Raw genomic sequence first — 14,629 nt, forward strand, 5'->3', positions numbered from 1 at the left:
GCCTCGCTCGGCGTCGACGAAACCATCTGGAGGCTATGCCTTGAACGAACTCGTCTTCTTTATCAACAACGTGATGATCGCCGGTAGTGTTTCCGGTTCGATCTACGCCATGGGCGCCGTGGGCGTGACGCTGATCTTCAGCATCATGCGCTTCGCCCACTTCGCCCATGGCGACATGATGACCTTCGGCGCCTTCATGGTGCTGCTGCTGACCACCCTCTTCCCGCAGGCCGGCGCCGCCATCGGCGTACCCACGCCGATACTCATGCTGCCGCTGGCCATGGTACTGACCGCTGGGCTGGCGGTAGGCATCGACCACACCTTCTACAAGCCGCTGCGCGCCCATGGCGTCAAACCCATCGTCATGGTGATCGCCTCGCTGGGCGTGACCCTGATGCTGCAGGGCTTGATCCGGCTGTTTGCCGGCACCGGCGGCTCCAGCCTCTATGTGGATGACCGCAAGGAAATCTTCCGCCTGCCGATCCCCATCGAGGGCGTGCGGATGCCGGTGGTGATCACCGAACCCCAGCTCTATCTGTTCGCGCTGACGATCATCTGCGTGGTGGCCCTGCATTTCTTCCTCAGCCGTTCGCGGTTGGGCAAGGCGATGCGTGCCATGTCCGACAACCCCGACCTGGCCCAGGCCTCGGGCATCAACACCAACACCATCGTTGCGGTGACCTGGATGCTCGCCGGCGGCTTGGCCGCCATCGCCGGCACCCTGTTGTCGCTGGACGTGACCTTCAAGCCCGACCTCAGCTTCTTCCTGCTGTTGCCGATCTTCGCGGCGGCCATCGTCGGTGGCGTGGGCCATCCCTTCGGCGCCGTCGCCGGCGGCTTCGTGGTCGGCTTTGCCGAGTCCCTGGCGGTCTTCAACTGGAGCGTGTTGCTGAGGCCCTTCCGCGACAGCCTGCCCGAGTGGCTGGCTCTGCCGAGCAACCTGGCCTTCGTCGGCACCGAGTACAAGATTGTGGTGCCCTTCTTCATCCTCGTCGCCATCCTGGTGTGGCGCCCCACCGGCATCTTCAAGGGTAAGGTGATCACATGACACAGCCGCGTCCCCCGAGCCAACAACGTGCCGATAGCGTGGCCGCGCCACGTCGCTTCCCGCTACGCGAGCTGACCCTCTTTCTGGCTCTGATGGTCGTGGTGCTGGCGGTCTACACTGCCATGGGCTCGGCCTATGGCACTCGCATGCTGGTGGAGTCGGCCTGCTACGCCATCCTCGCCCTGGGGCTGACCATTCAGTGGGGCTACGCCGGGCAGTTCAACGCCGGCGTGATGGGCTTCGTCGCCCTCGGCGGCTTCTGCGCCATGTTCTTTAGTATCCCCGTCAACGAGGCCTTCTGGAACAGCGAGCTGCCCGGCGAGCTGGGGCTGGCGCTACTCTACATGCTCGCCGCCATCGTTCTGGTCGTCGCCGCCTCCCGCCTCGACCGGATCGGTATTCCCAAGCCATTACGCACGCTGATCGCCGTAGTGCTCGGCGTGGTGCTCTACATGGTGGTGATCAACAACTTCCGCGAGGTGGCCGGCCAAATCGAGTCGCAGGCCGGTTTTATCGGGGGTATGGCGTTGCCGGTTTGGTTCGGCTGGATCGTCGGCGGCGCCCTGGCCGGCGGCGTCGGCTATTTCATTGGCCATGTCTGCCTGGGGCTGCGCAGCGACTACCTGGCCATCGCCACCATCGGCATCGCCGAGATCATCAAGGCCTTTCTCAAGAATGCCGACTGGCTGACACGCGGCACCGCTACCGTCTCGCCATTGCCCTGGCCAGTGCCCGGCCCCGGCGAAGTGGGCTTTACCCTGGCCCGGGCACTGTATCTCTCGGTTACCGCGGTGATCATCGCGGTGATCTTCTTCCTGCTGCATCGCGCCTACAATGCCCCCTGGGGGCGAATGATCCGCGCCATCCGCGACAATGAAGTCTCCGCTGCGGCCATGGGCAAGGACATCAACAAGCGCCGCCTGGAGATCTTCGTGCTGGGCTGCATTCTGATGGGCATCGGCGGCGCCGTGCTGGCCAGCTTCAATAGCCTCTTCGATCCTCAGGGCTACCTGCCGTTGAACCACACCTTCCTGGTGCTGGTGATGGTGATCCTCGGTGGGCCGGGCAACAATCTGGGCACCATCTTCGGCGCCGTGGCGGTCTATATTATCTGGCTGATGTCCGAACCCTTGGCGCTGTTTCTGATGCAACTGGCCGTCGACATCGGTAGCGCCACCTTCGGCTGGGACGCCCCCACCAACCTGGACAGCCGCGCCCTGCAGGCCAGGGTTTTCGTGATCGGCCTGCTGATCAGCCTGGTGCTACGCTTCGCGCCCAAGGGCATGCTGCCCGAGAAGGTACGCCATCACGGCTGATGCCGACCAGGAAGACGGACGGAAGGCGGTAATCGAAAAGCGCCCCGGTCTCACGACCGGGGCGCTTGGGGTTGCAGGCATCAACGATAAGCTCAACCAGCGAGCCCTTGCGCGTCAGGAGCCGCTATCCTCGCTCGACTCGCTGTCATCCGCCCCGTTGTCCTCACTGACAAATCCCTGGCTGGTGAAGGCGCCGTCCTGGACCACCATTTCCAGCACCACACCCGGCACGTCGCCGTTCTCGTCGAACTCGTGGGAGCCCGAGGCGCCCTCGTAGTTGATCTCGGTACCGGCGGCGATCAGTTCCTTGGCCTTCTCCCACTCACCGGGCAGAACAACCTCGCCCGGCGCCGAGGCCACGCTGCGCAGCGCCTCGGAAAGCCCCTCGCGCCCGGCGTTGCCGTTCTGCTCGATGGCCAGGCCCAGCAGGAAGGCGGCGTCATAGGCCTGGGCGGCGAACACCGCGCTGGGATCGATCTCTGCAGCCTTGGCGTCCTCGTTGAAGATCTCGGTACCCGGCAGCTCCGGGCTACCCGGCCGCGTGGCAATCATGCCGTCGAGCACATCAGCGCCGATAGCCTCGATCAGGCTGCCGCCGACCATGCCGTCGGCCCCGATGTACTGGGTGAACATGCCGCCCTCGTAGGCCTGACGCAGCACCGTCTGTCCCGACGTATCGGCATAGGCCAGGACCACCAGGTTGGGCACGCCGGTGGAAGAAAGCCGCCCCAGTTCGGCGCGATAGTCGGAACGGTTGTCCTCGTGGGGCAGGTTCTCTGCCACTGTGCCGCCGCCTTCCTTGAAGGCCGTCGTGAAGGCCTCGTCCAGACCGCTGCCATAGTCATTGTTGACGTAAGTGACCACGACTTCATCGATGCCCTTGTCCAGCAGCAGCTTGGCCAGCATCTTGCCCTGGAAACCATCCGAGGGCACCGTGCGGAATACTAGGTCATTATCGTCGATATCGGTCACCGCCGGCGCCGTGGAAGCCGGCGAGACCATGGTCACGCCGCCGGGTACTGCCGCGTTGTTGGCTGCCGCGATCGTGGCCCCGGTACACAAGGCCCCGACGATGGCCGTGACCTCCTCGGTATTGACCATGCGATCGGCCGCGTTGGAGGCCGCCGAGGCATCGGAGCAGGTCGTATCCCCGGTGGGCATGACGATTTCCTCGCCGTCCAGCAGGCCGCCCTGTTCGTTGATCTGCTTCACCGCCAGCTGGGCGCCGTCATAGATCGGCGGCGTCAGGCTCTCGATCCCCCCGGTGAAGCCGCCGAGAAAACCGATCTTCACCTCGGCCTGGGCCAGGCCGGTAAATGCCACGGAGGACGCCGCCACCGCCATTGCTAGAATGCGTTTATTCATGATTGTTGGTCTCGCTTCTGGTTACACAGGATCACACTCCACAATCTGGAAGGCGAGACGCTAAAACACAAGCGATGCCTGCCAACGTTCGGCGCCATGCGGGGATGTCGTCCTATACTGAGGTGCTGACCACCATGCCAGAAGGGAGTCCCGACATGAGACGCATCGCAACGCTGCCCCTCAGCAACCTGTTGCTTAGCGGCCTGCTGCTTAGCGGCCTGCTGCTCGGCGGATTTACCGGCACCGCCCTGGCCGAGGAAACCAGCGGCCAGCGCATCGACTATCAGGTGAACGACGAGGCCTTCACCGGCTATCTGGCCAGCGCCCCGGACGAGGCTCGAGGCACCGTGCTGATCGTCCATGACTGGGACGGCCTGACCGACTACGAGCGCCAGCGTGCCGACATGCTTGCCGCCGAGGGGTACGATGCCTTCGCCATCGATCTCTATGGCAAGGGCAATCGCCCCGTGGAAACCGATGCCAAGAAGGCCGAGACCGCACGGCTCTACGACGACCGCGAGCGCATGCGCCGCCTGACCCTGGCCGGTCTGGAGGAAGCCCGCCGCCAGGGCGTCGCCCAGCCGACCGTGGTCATGGGCTACTGCTTCGGCGGCGCCGTGGTGCTGGAACTGGCCCGTTCCGGGCAGGCCGAGGACGTGCGCGGCTACGCCACCTTCCACGGCGGCCTCGACACGCCGGAAGGCCAAACGTATTCCGCCGATACGCCGCCCATCCTGATCGCCCACGGCGGTGCCGACACCTCCATCAGCATGTCGGACGTCGCCGCACTCGCCGAGGAGCTGGAAGCCGCCAGCGCCCCCTACGAGATCGAGGTCTACTCCGGCGCGCCCCATGCCTTCACCGTCATCGGCAGCGATGCCTATCAGCAGCGCGCCGACGAAAAAGCCTGGGCCGCCTTCCACGACCTGCTCGACGAGGTGCTATAAGGTTGCCACCCCGTAGACGATGAGCCGCCGCCAAGGGCAAATAGAAAGGCTCCTTTATGTAAACGACCGCGTGAATGTTTCGGTAGAATCGCCGACCGGCATTCGAATTTACCGCGTGAACACACGTTTTCAGAAAGGAGCTCCCCTTGTCCGAACAAGACCCGGCTGCCAGTCCCAATCTCTGGCAACGCATCCCCCTGTGGCAGAAGATCCTCGCCGGCCTGGTCCTCGGTGTTCTGGCCGGCGCCCTGATGGGCGAACGGGCCAGCCTCTTCAAACCGCTCGGCGACATCTTCATCAACGCCATCAAGATGCTGATCGTGCCGCTGGTGTTCTCGACCCTGGTGGTCGGCATCACCGCCATGCGCGACCCGCAGAAGATGGGCCGAATCGGCCTGCGCACCATCGCCCTCTACCTGCTGACCACGGCTTTCGCCATCGCCATCGGCCTGCTCGCGTCCTGGATATTCCAGCCCGGCGTGGGCCTGGACATGACCTTCGACTCCGGTGTCGACCCCCAGAAAGCACCTACCCTGGTGGAGATCCTGGTCGGCCTGGTACCCCAGAATCCCATCGACGCCCTGGCCAACGGCAACATTTTGCAGATCATCGTCTTCGCCATCGGGCTCGGTATCTCGCTGACGCTGATCGGCGAGAAGGGCGAGCCCGTGGTGAAGGTGTTCGAAAGCTTCGCTGAAGCGATGGTCAAGCTGACCAATATCGTCATGAGCTTCGCGCCCTTCGGCGTCTTCGGGCTGATCGCCCACGTGGCAGGCAGCTATGGGCTGGAGGTGCTGCTGCCGTTGGCCAAGGTGATCGGCGTGGCCTACCTGGCCAGCGTGTTGCACGTGCTGCTGGTCTACTCCGGGCTGCTGGCCCTGCTCGGCCGCCTCAACCCGCTGCGCTACCTGCAAGGCATCCTCGATGCCCTGGTAGTGGCCTACTCCTCGGCGTCGTCCTCCGGCACCCTACCGGTCTCGCTGCGCTGTGCCCGCAATAACCTCGGCGTATCGGAAGGTGTCGCCGGTTTCGTGCTGCCGGTGGGCGCGACCATCAACATGGATGGCACCGCCATCTACCAGGGCGTGGTCGCGGTGTTCATCGCCCAGTTGCTGGGCGTCGACCTGAGCATGACCGACTACGGCATGATCATCCTCACCGGCACCCTGGCCTCGATCGGCACCGCCGGTGTGCCCGGCGCAGGCCTGGTCATGCTTTCCATCGTCATGGCCCAGATCGGCCTGCCGCTGGAAGCCATCGCGGTGATCGCCGGTATCGACCGCATCCTCGACATGGCGCGTACCTGCGTGAACGTGGCCGGCGACCTGATGGTCACCACCCTGGTCGGCAAGAGCGAAGGCGAGCTGGACGAGGACGTCTACAACGCCAAGTCCTCGCGCTGAGCCCCCTCAGCAGGAAGGCCGCCACTCGGAAAGTGGCGGCCTCTGCATTGCCGACCCACAACGAACGATCACTTCACACCGGGGCGGGGCGCACGACGCCAGGCGCCCAGCCGAGGCATCGGCTCAAGCTCTCCCTTGAGATACTGCTCGGTGGTCAGCAGAAACAGGCGCCGAAAGAGATCATGGATGGCTTCCTCCCGGCGCATTGCCAGCAGTTCCGGGTCCTCGCCACGCTCCAGGTCGTCCTTCGGATACTCCCAAGCCATGCGCACCGAGCCCGAACTGATATCACAGATCTGCAGGATGGGATTCGTGCCGCGAAACGCCGTCTTGATGTGATAGGCCATGTCACTCTCCCTCGCGTTGCTCGCTCTTCGGGCCAATCCTGATCGACCCAATGAATGATAACAATTATCATTTTTAATATTGGTCAGGGCGTGACAATCTGTCAAGGCGCTCAGGTACGCAGTGCGGCCTCCACGATCTCCCTCGCTTCATCGCTCATCGGCAACTCCAGGGCCAGCTCATGCGCCTGCGGCGACATCTTGCCCCATGTCTTGCGCACGATGCGGATCAAATGATCGCGCTCCACCTGACGCGAGAAATCCGCGAAGTAATTCTCCAGAAACACCAGGCAGGCGCAGTCTTCCACCGCCTGGGTACCGGCATCGCGACCCAGTCCCTGCTTGCGGATCATGCGCGCCACGCGCTCGGCGTCCTCCTCGTCGAAGCCCGCCTCGCGCATCAGCTTCGCCGTGGTCTCGCCGGCCCGCTGCCCCTGGTCGCGCCGCCAGGTGAGATAGCCCACACGGCCCTCGGGATAAGCATCGCGCGGCACCTGCCAGCGTTGCAGGTGCTGGCCGCGTACTGCCAGGCGCACGAGTTCATCGGGAGAGGCCTCGAGGCGCTCCAGCCAGGCGCTCATGCGTTCGGCGTGCCATAGTTCTTTCGGTACAAGTTCCTTCGGCACAAGCTCCTTGGGCGAGGACCGCCCTTCGACCTCCACCCGACGCGGGTCTTCCGCGTGCAGGGCGTCCAGGGCGTCGAGCGCCCGCTGATAGGCAGACGATGCTGACATGATGTTCTCCTCCTCGGGTCCTTTATCGACGGTCGCCTCCATGTAAACACGCCGCGATCACCAGGGCACCGATTTGCAGGGAGCCCCATGACCCGGTTAGGTTATTGCACACTCATTCAATAAAAAGGATGCCTATGTTTTCCCATCGTCCCGCGCTTTCGTCCACGCTCGCCCTGCTGGGCGGCGCTACTCTCATGGCCCCGCTGACCGCCCAAGCCGACGCGCTTGAACAACAGCGACAGGACCTCGAAGGCTTCCAGATCATCGCCCATCGCGGCGCCAGCGGCCACGCCCCCGAACATACCTGGCCGGCCTACGACCAGGCGCTGGCCATGGGCGCCGACTACCTTGAGCTGGACGTGCACATGAGCGCCGATGGGCAACTGATCGCCATTCACGACACCACCCTGGACCGCACCACGGACGGCCAGGGGCCGGTGAAGGACCACGACCTCGACGAGCTCAAGACGCTGGACGCCGGTAGCTGGTTCAATGAGGCCCACCCGGAACACGCCAACGACGCCTACGCCGGCGCCGAACTCCTCACCCTGGACGAGGTCATCGACCGCTACGGCCAGGACGTGCGCTACTACATCGAGACCAAGTCGCCCAAGGACTACCCCGAACTGCAGGACGCCCTGGTCAGCAAGCTCGAGGCCGACGGCCTGGTGCAATCGGGCTCGGTGGTCATCCAATCCTTCAGCCAGGCCAGCCTGAAGGAAGTGCACGACCTCAACCCCGACATCCCGCTCGTCCAGCTGCTCTGGTACTCCCCCAGTGAAGACGGCAAGACGCTCGAGGAATGGACCGGCGTCACCCCCAGCCCAGCCGACATCACCGACGCCGACTTCCAGGCCATCGCCGACTACGCCGACGGCGTCGGGCCCAACTACCTCTACGACGGCCAACCGGTGATCGATGCCGACTTCATCGACCAGGCCCACTCCAACGGCCTGCTGGTGCACGTCTACACCATCAACGAGAAAGACCAGATGCGCCAACTGCTCGACTGGAGCGTCGACGGCCTCTTCACCAACTTCCCCGACCGGTTGAAGGACGTTAGGGAGGAGTAAACGACTGATGATTGGGTATTGCTCTACATAACGATCACTAACGCCATACCCCGCAGATGCGGGAGTGGAACTCGCGCCCCAGGTCGGTGCTCTGGACCGGTTCATCCCCGCAGGTGCGGGGATCGGACTAATTGTAGATACCTGTTTTGCAAATGAAAAATCGCCGATGGAATTTCCACCAGCGATTTTGATCATTTTCCAACCAGAACGTATTGTTAAAGAGCCAACAAAATCAGTCAGTTGTATCGAGTGGTAAAAAACGCACCAGACGCAGCCCGTCATGATCGACCGGCTCCCGACGGTTCTCGCCGTAAGTCTGGAATTCGAAGCCGGACTCATGGTTGCTGGCCCAGGCCATGGCGACATTGCCCTCCTCGGCCAGCGCGTTGACCTGCTCCCAGATCATCTCGCGCACACGCTTGGTGACGTCACCGACATAGACACCGGCACGGATCTCCAACAGCCAGACGGCTAGCCGCCCGCGCAGGCGAGGTGGTACCGCCTCGGTTACCACAACCAACATCGCCATCGCTATTTGCTCCGGTGCCCCTGGTCGCCGACAGAATCCGGCTCGGGGATCGCCGGCGGCATGGCCTCGGGCGCTGGCGGCGGTGGCTCGATCTCGCCAGCCGCCAGCACGTCTTCGATCATCGGGATCAGCCGTTGCAGCAATTTCGTTTGTTTGAAGGCATCTCGGCAGGCGATGCGCACCTCGCGCTCGGGCACGACCGGGCTGCGTGCCGCCACCCGAAAGGCAGCGGGCACCACCGTCTCGAACTTCACGATATCCGCGATATCGTAGACGAAGCTCTGAGGCTTCCCGGTATGCAAAAAGCCAATCGCTGGTGCATAACCCGCCGCCAGGATCGCGGCTTCGGTGATGCCGTAGAGGCAAGCGGTGGCCGCGGAAAGACACTGATTCGCCACATCCGAGGCACTCCATTGGCTGGGATCGTAGCGACGCCCTTGCCACTTGACACCATACTGCTTGGCAAGAAGCTGGTAGGTCTTGCGTACTCGGGCACCTTCCATGCCCCGAAGTTGATCGACGCTACGCCGTGAGGGCGGTGGCTCCCCGAACCGCAGTTCGAACATTTTGCGCACGACCTTCAAGCGCAGCTTTTCATCCAACGCCAGTTGCGCCTGATAGAGCAGCTTGTCGGAGCGCGCTCCGCCGGGCTGGCCGGCACTGTAGAGGCGGACCCCGGCATCGCCGACCCAGATCAACAAGGTGCCGACGACCGATGCCAGCTTGACGGCGGCATGCGAGATCCGCGTGCCCGGCTCCAGCAGCAAGCAGGCCACCGAGCCGACGGGAATATGCATGCGTTCACCGTTGACCTCGTCGATGACCACGAAGGCGCCGTCGCGCACATCGATCTGCCCCATGCCGACGAAGATCATCGACATCCGATCCTTCTCGGGAATCGGCTTCAGTGGAATAAAGCCCATCTTGTTGGCCTCCCTGCCAGTCCGCGTTCTATGGGCGACGCAACATCAGCATGCCACAGCCGAAAGCCTTGGCGCGTCCGACACCCTGCGCCAGCGTCTCGATCAGCCGCCCCGGGTCAGTCACCTCAAGAAGCCCTTCATAATCGACGCTGGAAAAGCGAATGGGGCGCCCCTTGTCCTTCGGCAAGGCATGCTGGCGATAGGCGCCCACCTCCGGCCCGGTCGGTAAGCGAACCCCCCAGGACTCGGCGCGCGCTTCCAACCAACCGCGCGCGGCCGTATCCATCGCCTCGGCACAAGCCGGGCTCTTCCTTTCTCCACCGGCTTCGAAAGGATATTTGGCCGCCATCAAGACATCGGCTCGCCGCCCTCGCTTGCCCGCCACCGATTTCGCCACGGTGGGATTGGCCCGCAGGCGAAAGGCGAGTCGCTCCCCGACTTCCAGCACTGGCGAAAATGGCTTGCACTGCACCTCGAGCAATCTGGAGATCGAGACCGGTTCGCGATCGGACAGCACATAGAACAGCGGCAACCCTCGCGGTGCTCCCCCTTCTTCCGACTCTTCCATTTCCTGACGAAACAAGAATGGACGCGCGCCCTGATACTCCGGAAACAACCGCCAGAGTAACTGGTGAGCGGCATAGGCCTTGCCATCCATGATGTCGAACAAAGCACCTCGGGAAAGGCCGTTGAGATCGACACGTACTCGAGAAAGATACATCAGCGCTCCTCCCTTGCTCGTACCACGCGACGGTATTCGATGCGAGGCCCGAACTGCCAGCGCCGGCGATTGAGCGGTTGATCCCAGACATCGCTGGACTCCACGCCCCGGCCATTGCCATCCAGGGCTTCGGCGTCACCTTCCCAGGCGTAAACGACGTTTTCCGGCAGCCTCAAGGCTTTTTGCTCGTCTTCCTGATCCTTACCACACAATGGCAGGAAGCTAGCATCCAGAGCATCTCGCAGTTGAGAGAACGCCTCTCTTCGGGGGGCAAGAGGCGCCGCTGGCGGGCACGCCTTGCGCCCCAAGTAGAGTGGAAAGTACGGGCTCTTGAGAGCCTGTTCCAGCTCCTCGAGCGCCACTTTCGCCTGGGGCATCAACCAGACGGCGACGGTCCAAAGCCCATCACAGCGATAGTCGCGGCTGGAAAGGATGGTATTGATGACCTTGCGCGGGGCGTTCAACTCATCCCGTCGAGTGCGGTAGATCACCTTGGACTGCGAAGCCGGTACCTGAACGGTGTGATAATCGCGCATCAGACTGCCGGGGGAGCGTTGCTTGATGGCAATGCCGACGCTATCGCGAAGCCGGCGCTGCCCCTCATCGTCGTCCCGACGCACGCCCAACGCTGCACCGAGCAACCCGATGATGGCGCCACGCCCAGGATAGGTGGCGGTGGGGCGCGACTCGCCCACCGCCGCCTCGCCCCAACTGGCGAGCGGCGCATAGAGCCGAAAGACCAGATACTCCGTCATGACGGCTCCTTACTGCTCGGTGTTCAGGAAGTCAGCCAGTTCGGTGAGGCTACCCATGGTGACCCCACCGGACAGACGCGACTCCCGGTAGTCAGGATCCGCAGCCACGACGAAACGCTGCTCGGCGCCCACACCATAGGCATCGTCGAACGCCTGGGCCTGGCGCTCCAGCCGGGCGATGGCATCCAGCGTCTGATCCTGGCCCGCCACAGGACGTAGGAAAGCGGGAGCCAGCGAGCGCGGCTGCTGATCGCCCTTCTCAGCCAGCACGTAACTGGCGTGAGCACGCGAACCAAAGCTGTTCTGTTTGCCCTTGGGCGAGGTCTTCACAGCGGCCTCCACCAAGGCCGCTATAGCTCGATCAGCCAGCTCCTCTTCACCATTGAGGTTCTCGATCAACTGACGGCGATCGATACACACATAGCTATAGAACAGCCCCGCCCCGAAACCGGCTTCACCGACGTGCGCCGCCCCACGATGTTCGTCACCGCTGTTCAGGTCATCCACCGCCGTAAAGTAATCGTCCTCGACCTCGGCGGCATGCACGGTAATGGCATGGGCAACCTGACAGGCGGCCTCAACATTGAAGGCCGGAGAGGCCGCCAGCATGCGACCAAACAAGGCGATATCCACCGCCGTTGGCTTGTGGCGCAGCAGGTTGAGATCTTCCTTGGTCGGTTCGCGGTTCTCATCGGCCAGTTTTTCGACTAGGGCATCGACCGCCGCCTGCTCCTCGGGGCCTATATGCACCAGTTGGCTAGTCTCCAGCTCACCCTTGGCCACATCGCCGAAGACCTTGGCGATCTCCGTGGCCCATGCACGGGCATCCTTCTCTTTCACGTCCCTCTGCTGCAAACGCTCGACGGCCTTGATACCTACCTGCTTGGTGCGCATGCCGCGATGTTGCCCCACGGCTTCCTCGAACAACGCGGAGGTGCGCCAGGTCCGTTTGAGGCTCTGCGATGACACACGCAGACGCTTGGCGCCGCCCATGATGGCGGTCTTGGGGCGGCCCAAATCATCGCGATTGAGATTGGCCGGTGGATAGGCGGTCAGCAGGTGCAGTTGGATAAAATGACTCATGTGCTTAGCTCCCTGTCGTGTCAACGGATCATTGGTTGTCTTGCCGATAGCCGGCCGTGGCACCGAAGTAGTCATTGGCCCAGACAAAGCCCAGGCGCCGAGTAGGTTTGGGGGAAATCCCGCCCTGGTATTCGCGCCACCACAGCGCGATATTGTCGGCCAGATGCACAACGCTGACGCCGCGCTTGTCGATTAACGCCAGAGCTCGGCGCAGGCGCTGCAACAGTTCTCCCGGCGTGCGAGACGTCATCAGTTGCTGAAAGCGCAGCTCGCTCATGCAAGGCTTGCCGGTTTCACGCTTCTGCTGGCCGAGGCGCGCCCCCAAGGGCATCTTGGGCGCATCTTCGCGCAGTTCGGCCACCACCAGGGCGATACAGGACCAGGCTTGCAGCCGCTGATTGCGCCGCCACTCGGGCTCGCCCTCCTCAACCGGCAACCGCTGCCAAAGGTGGCGAAAGGCCTCCGTCAGCATGGCCGCCTCGATGGTGTCGCAGCGACGCAGCGTCGCCCGCAGGCCCTTGGGCCAGGGCGGGGCATCGGTATGGGCCTTCAGCGCCTCGGCGGACAACGTCAAGCGCCGCCACCAGCGTCGCAGGGCATCGGCCTCCTTCGGCTCGATGGCATAGAGTCGCTCGGGCACAAGTGGTGGCGCCTCTGCTTCTGAGGCAAGTTCCGTTTCACTCACGACACGCTCTCCTCGGTGACTGCCGGTTCGGCGACCAAGCTAAAACCGCCGGTCTCGGCAAATTGACGAATGGCCTTGCTGCCCTTGCTGCGGCCGGCCAGGAAACCCTGCAACTGGCGTCGCGCCGCGGTCGAACGTTTCAGATCCGCCGCCTCCAGTGCCCCGCTCAACGCCTGCTCCTCGAACAGCGCCATCCCCTCGCGTTTCAAGGTGCGATACCACCGCTCGGACACCTCGGGAGGCAAGCACGGTATCTCCCCGGCTTCCGCCAGTGTCTTCTGAAAACCGTACAAGGCGTCGAAGAAGGCGCCACGGGTGGCGTCGTAGAAGGCGAGGTCAAGGTGGCTCATATCGCCCTTGGCATCGGCAGGATTCTCGAACCAGGCATTCTTGACTTGGGTGCGCACCATCCAGGCGACCTGCCGGGCCAGATCGGTGAACCGCTGGACCCAGGCACGCAACTGTTCCTGCTGCGCGGGAGGCACCGCCACCAGCGGCATCTCGATGCTATACCAGCCACGGGGTTTCATGTTGTCCATATCGTAGCCACAAGCCCACAGCCGGGCGTGCTTGAGCAGCGCCGCGACCTCCTCCCCGGCGCGGCGCTCCTCATCGATGGTCCAGACCTTCCGCGAGACGTAGTCCTGCACCGACAGAGCGGGCAACGCGCCACTGGTGTCGGCATCATGAAGCACCAGGTTCGACCAGTGCTGATAGCCCAAACCTCCCGGTTGCCCCTTGGTGGACAGGGGCGGCTCATTGGGCTTCTTGGGATCACGCCGATAGGGTGTCAACGGGTGCAGCCAGGGTCCGTCGTAGTTGGCTCCCTGTTTCTTGGCGCGAATGCGGCGCGCGAAGCGTGTGACTTCACGCCCACAGATATCGCAGCGACATGCCTCATCCTCGAAAAGCAGCCGGAAACGACGCGGCATCGACCAGTAGGGATGCAGCGGGTGCATACCCTCGGGTAGTACCTCGGTACCCTTCTTATCGCTGACCCGCGTCGGCGCCATCCACAGGAACAGGCTGTCGTCATCGACGCTGGGCGCCTGCCATGACTGTCCGGGCCGTGTCAGTACCTGGGGTGTCACAACGTTCAACCACAGCCGAGACCACAGGCCGGCATCGGCCGACTCCGGCAATACCAACGTGGTCAGCGGCCCGCCGCCGCGTAGGCCGACACGAATGCCCGCGCCACCGGCCGGAGCATTGATCTGCATGGTAAACAGGGCGAGAGCCGCGCAGTCTTCGCACATCGCCTCAACGCGACCGCGTTTCACGAAGAAATCGGTGTTGTTCTTGATGCCGTTCGCTCCGGGCGCATCGATCAGCAGGCCGCTGACCGTGGCCTCCTTGACGTCGTCGAGCGGATCGAGGTCCTGCATGAAACGCGGCCCGTCGCCATCCAGCTCGAAGGCACTGGCAAAGGGCGCGAAGGCGGCTTCCAGTTCATCGATGTCGGGTGGCTCGATAAAGCGGTCCAACCAGTCGCCGTGATCCTGGGGCGGCAGCGCCGTCTGCAACAGACCGATCAGGAACTGATACGCGGCGCCCTGGAAATCGGCCCGGGGCAGGGCGAGATCGACAATATCGGGGTCGGCCACCGCGCTGGGCGACCGGTAGTCGATGGCGCCTTCCTTGGTGCGAAAAGGCAGCCATGGGTCATTAAGTAGGTTCATTACCTCTTTCCCCTCCTTTTTATG

15 protein-coding genes are annotated in these 14,629 nt (G+C 63.4%); 5 read left to right on the plus strand and 10 right to left on the minus strand.

Translation table 11 applies throughout. The features are described 5' to 3' along the window. The first annotated feature begins 40 nt into the window (after window positions 1-40). Window positions 41-1,048, plus strand: coding sequence for a branched-chain amino acid ABC transporter permease (locus tag FZZ93_RS06835; protein WP_149321579.1), 1,008 nt, complete (start codon window positions 41-43; stop codon window positions 1,046-1,048). Continuing rightward, window positions 1,045-2,364, plus strand: a complete 1,320-nt coding sequence (locus FZZ93_RS06840; RefSeq protein WP_149321580.1) for a branched-chain amino acid ABC transporter permease — start codon at window positions 1,045-1,047, stop codon at window positions 2,362-2,364. Before FZZ93_RS06835 ends, FZZ93_RS06840 begins: the two co-directional genes overlap by 4 nt. 114 nt (window positions 2,365-2,478) lie before the next feature. On the opposite strand, the gene FZZ93_RS06845 is transcribed toward FZZ93_RS06840, so the two are convergent. Next, window positions 2,479-3,732, minus strand: coding sequence for an ABC transporter substrate-binding protein (locus FZZ93_RS06845; protein WP_149321581.1), 1,254 nt, complete (start codon window positions 3,730-3,732; stop codon window positions 2,479-2,481). Between the two features lie 152 nt (window positions 3,733-3,884). Here FZZ93_RS06845 and FZZ93_RS06850 point away from each other — a divergent pair, with 152 nt between their 5' ends. Continuing rightward, window positions 3,885-4,676 carry a dienelactone hydrolase family protein gene (locus FZZ93_RS06850; protein WP_149321582.1) on the plus strand — a complete coding sequence of 264 codons (792 nt, stop codon included), beginning with the start codon at window positions 3,885-3,887 and terminating at the stop codon, window positions 4,674-4,676. A gap of 146 nt (window positions 4,677-4,822) precedes the next feature. Then, window positions 4,823-6,079, plus strand: a complete 1,257-nt coding sequence (locus tag FZZ93_RS06855; RefSeq protein WP_149321583.1) for a dicarboxylate/amino acid:cation symporter — start codon at window positions 4,823-4,825, stop codon at window positions 6,077-6,079. Window positions 6,080-6,147: 68 nt separating this feature from the next. Here the strand turns inward: FZZ93_RS06855 and FZZ93_RS06860 are convergent, their stop codons facing one another. Together FZZ93_RS06860 and FZZ93_RS06865 are read right to left on the minus strand one after the other, a co-directional pair. After that, window positions 6,148-6,426, minus strand: coding sequence for a hypothetical protein (locus FZZ93_RS06860; protein ID WP_149321584.1), 279 nt, complete (start codon window positions 6,424-6,426; stop codon window positions 6,148-6,150). A 110-nt stretch (window positions 6,427-6,536) separates the two neighbouring features. After that, window positions 6,537-7,157, minus strand: coding sequence for a DUF4202 domain-containing protein (locus FZZ93_RS06865; RefSeq protein WP_149321585.1), 621 nt, complete (start codon window positions 7,155-7,157; stop codon window positions 6,537-6,539). A gap of 134 nt (window positions 7,158-7,291) precedes the next feature. Here FZZ93_RS06865 and FZZ93_RS06870 point away from each other — a divergent pair, with 134 nt between their 5' ends. Then, the gene (locus FZZ93_RS06870) at window positions 7,292-8,230 is read left to right on the plus strand and encodes a glycerophosphodiester phosphodiesterase (protein WP_149321586.1); all 939 of its coding nucleotides are present in this window, start codon (window positions 7,292-7,294) and stop codon (window positions 8,228-8,230) included. Between the two features lie 232 nt (window positions 8,231-8,462). On the opposite strand, the gene cas2e is transcribed toward FZZ93_RS06870, so the two are convergent. Genes cas2e through casA form a run of 7 tightly spaced genes read right to left on the minus strand, consistent with a single transcriptional unit; the run spans window position 8,463 to window position 14,605 of the window. Beyond that, window positions 8,463-8,759 (minus strand): type I-E CRISPR-associated endoribonuclease Cas2e, encoded by a 297-nt coding sequence (cas2e, locus tag FZZ93_RS06875; protein WP_149321587.1) that lies wholly within the window; start codon window positions 8,757-8,759, stop codon window positions 8,463-8,465. A gap of 2 nt (window positions 8,760-8,761) precedes the next feature. Beyond that, entirely contained in the window at window positions 8,762-9,682 is a 921-nt protein-coding gene (cas1e, locus tag FZZ93_RS06880; RefSeq protein ID WP_149321588.1) for a type I-E CRISPR-associated endonuclease Cas1e, read from the minus strand. Window positions 9,683-9,710: 28 nt separating this feature from the next. Beyond that, window positions 9,711-10,403 carry a type I-E CRISPR-associated protein Cas6/Cse3/CasE gene (gene cas6e / locus FZZ93_RS06885; RefSeq protein WP_149321589.1) on the minus strand — a complete coding sequence of 231 codons (693 nt, stop codon included), beginning with the start codon at window positions 10,401-10,403 and terminating at the stop codon, window positions 9,711-9,713. Beyond that, complete coding sequence (gene cas5e, locus FZZ93_RS06890; RefSeq protein ID WP_149321590.1) at window positions 10,403-11,158, minus strand: type I-E CRISPR-associated protein Cas5/CasD; 756 nt, start codon at window positions 11,156-11,158, stop codon at window positions 10,403-10,405. Before cas5e ends, cas6e begins: the two co-directional genes overlap by 1 nt. 9 nt (window positions 11,159-11,167) lie before the next feature. Beyond that, entirely contained in the window at window positions 11,168-12,241 is a 1,074-nt protein-coding gene (cas7e, locus tag FZZ93_RS06895; RefSeq protein ID WP_149321591.1) for a type I-E CRISPR-associated protein Cas7/Cse4/CasC, read from the minus strand. 28 nt (window positions 12,242-12,269) lie between these two features. After that, window positions 12,270-12,926: a type I-E CRISPR-associated protein Cse2/CasB gene (gene casB, locus FZZ93_RS06900; RefSeq protein ID WP_149321592.1), complete on the minus strand. Its 657-nt coding sequence runs from the start codon at window positions 12,924-12,926 to the stop codon at window positions 12,270-12,272. After that, complete coding sequence (gene casA, locus FZZ93_RS06905; protein ID WP_149321593.1) at window positions 12,923-14,605, minus strand: type I-E CRISPR-associated protein Cse1/CasA; 1,683 nt, start codon at window positions 14,603-14,605, stop codon at window positions 12,923-12,925. Before casA ends, casB begins: the two co-directional genes overlap by 4 nt. Window positions 14,606-14,629: the final 24 nt, after the last annotated feature.

The sequence above is a fragment of the Halomonas eurihalina genome, from assembly GCF_008274785.1.
Taxonomy (GTDB): Bacteria; Pseudomonadota; Gammaproteobacteria; order Pseudomonadales; family Halomonadaceae; genus Halomonas; species Halomonas eurihalina.

Coding starts and splice junctions, on each gene's coding strand:
- FZZ93_RS06840 (WP_149321580.1), top strand. CDS start 1,045: ATGACACAGCCGCGTCCCCCGAGCCAACAACGTGCCGATAGCGTGGCC.
- FZZ93_RS06850 (WP_149321582.1), top strand. CDS start 3,885: ATGAGACGCATCGCAACGCTGCCCCTCAGCAACCTGTTGCTTAGCGGC.
- FZZ93_RS06860 (WP_149321584.1), bottom strand. CDS start 6,426: ATGGCCTATCACATCAAGACGGCGTTTCGCGGCACGAATCCCATCCTG.
- FZZ93_RS06865 (WP_149321585.1), bottom strand. CDS start 7,157: ATGTCAGCATCGTCTGCCTATCAGCGGGCGCTCGACGCCCTGGACGCC.
- FZZ93_RS06870 (WP_149321586.1), top strand. CDS start 7,292: ATGTTTTCCCATCGTCCCGCGCTTTCGTCCACGCTCGCCCTGCTGGGC.
- cas2e (WP_149321587.1), bottom strand. CDS start 8,759: ATGGCGATGTTGGTTGTGGTAACCGAGGCGGTACCACCTCGCCTGCGC.
- cas1e (WP_149321588.1), bottom strand. CDS start 9,682: ATGGGCTTTATTCCACTGAAGCCGATTCCCGAGAAGGATCGGATGTCG.
- cas6e (WP_149321589.1), bottom strand. CDS start 10,403: ATGTATCTTTCTCGAGTACGTGTCGATCTCAACGGCCTTTCCCGAGGT.
- cas5e (WP_149321590.1), bottom strand. CDS start 11,158: ATGACGGAGTATCTGGTCTTTCGGCTCTATGCGCCGCTCGCCAGTTGG.
- cas7e (WP_149321591.1), bottom strand. CDS start 12,241: ATGAGTCATTTTATCCAACTGCACCTGCTGACCGCCTATCCACCGGCC.
- casA (WP_149321593.1), bottom strand. CDS start 14,605: ATGAACCTACTTAATGACCCATGGCTGCCTTTTCGCACCAAGGAAGGC.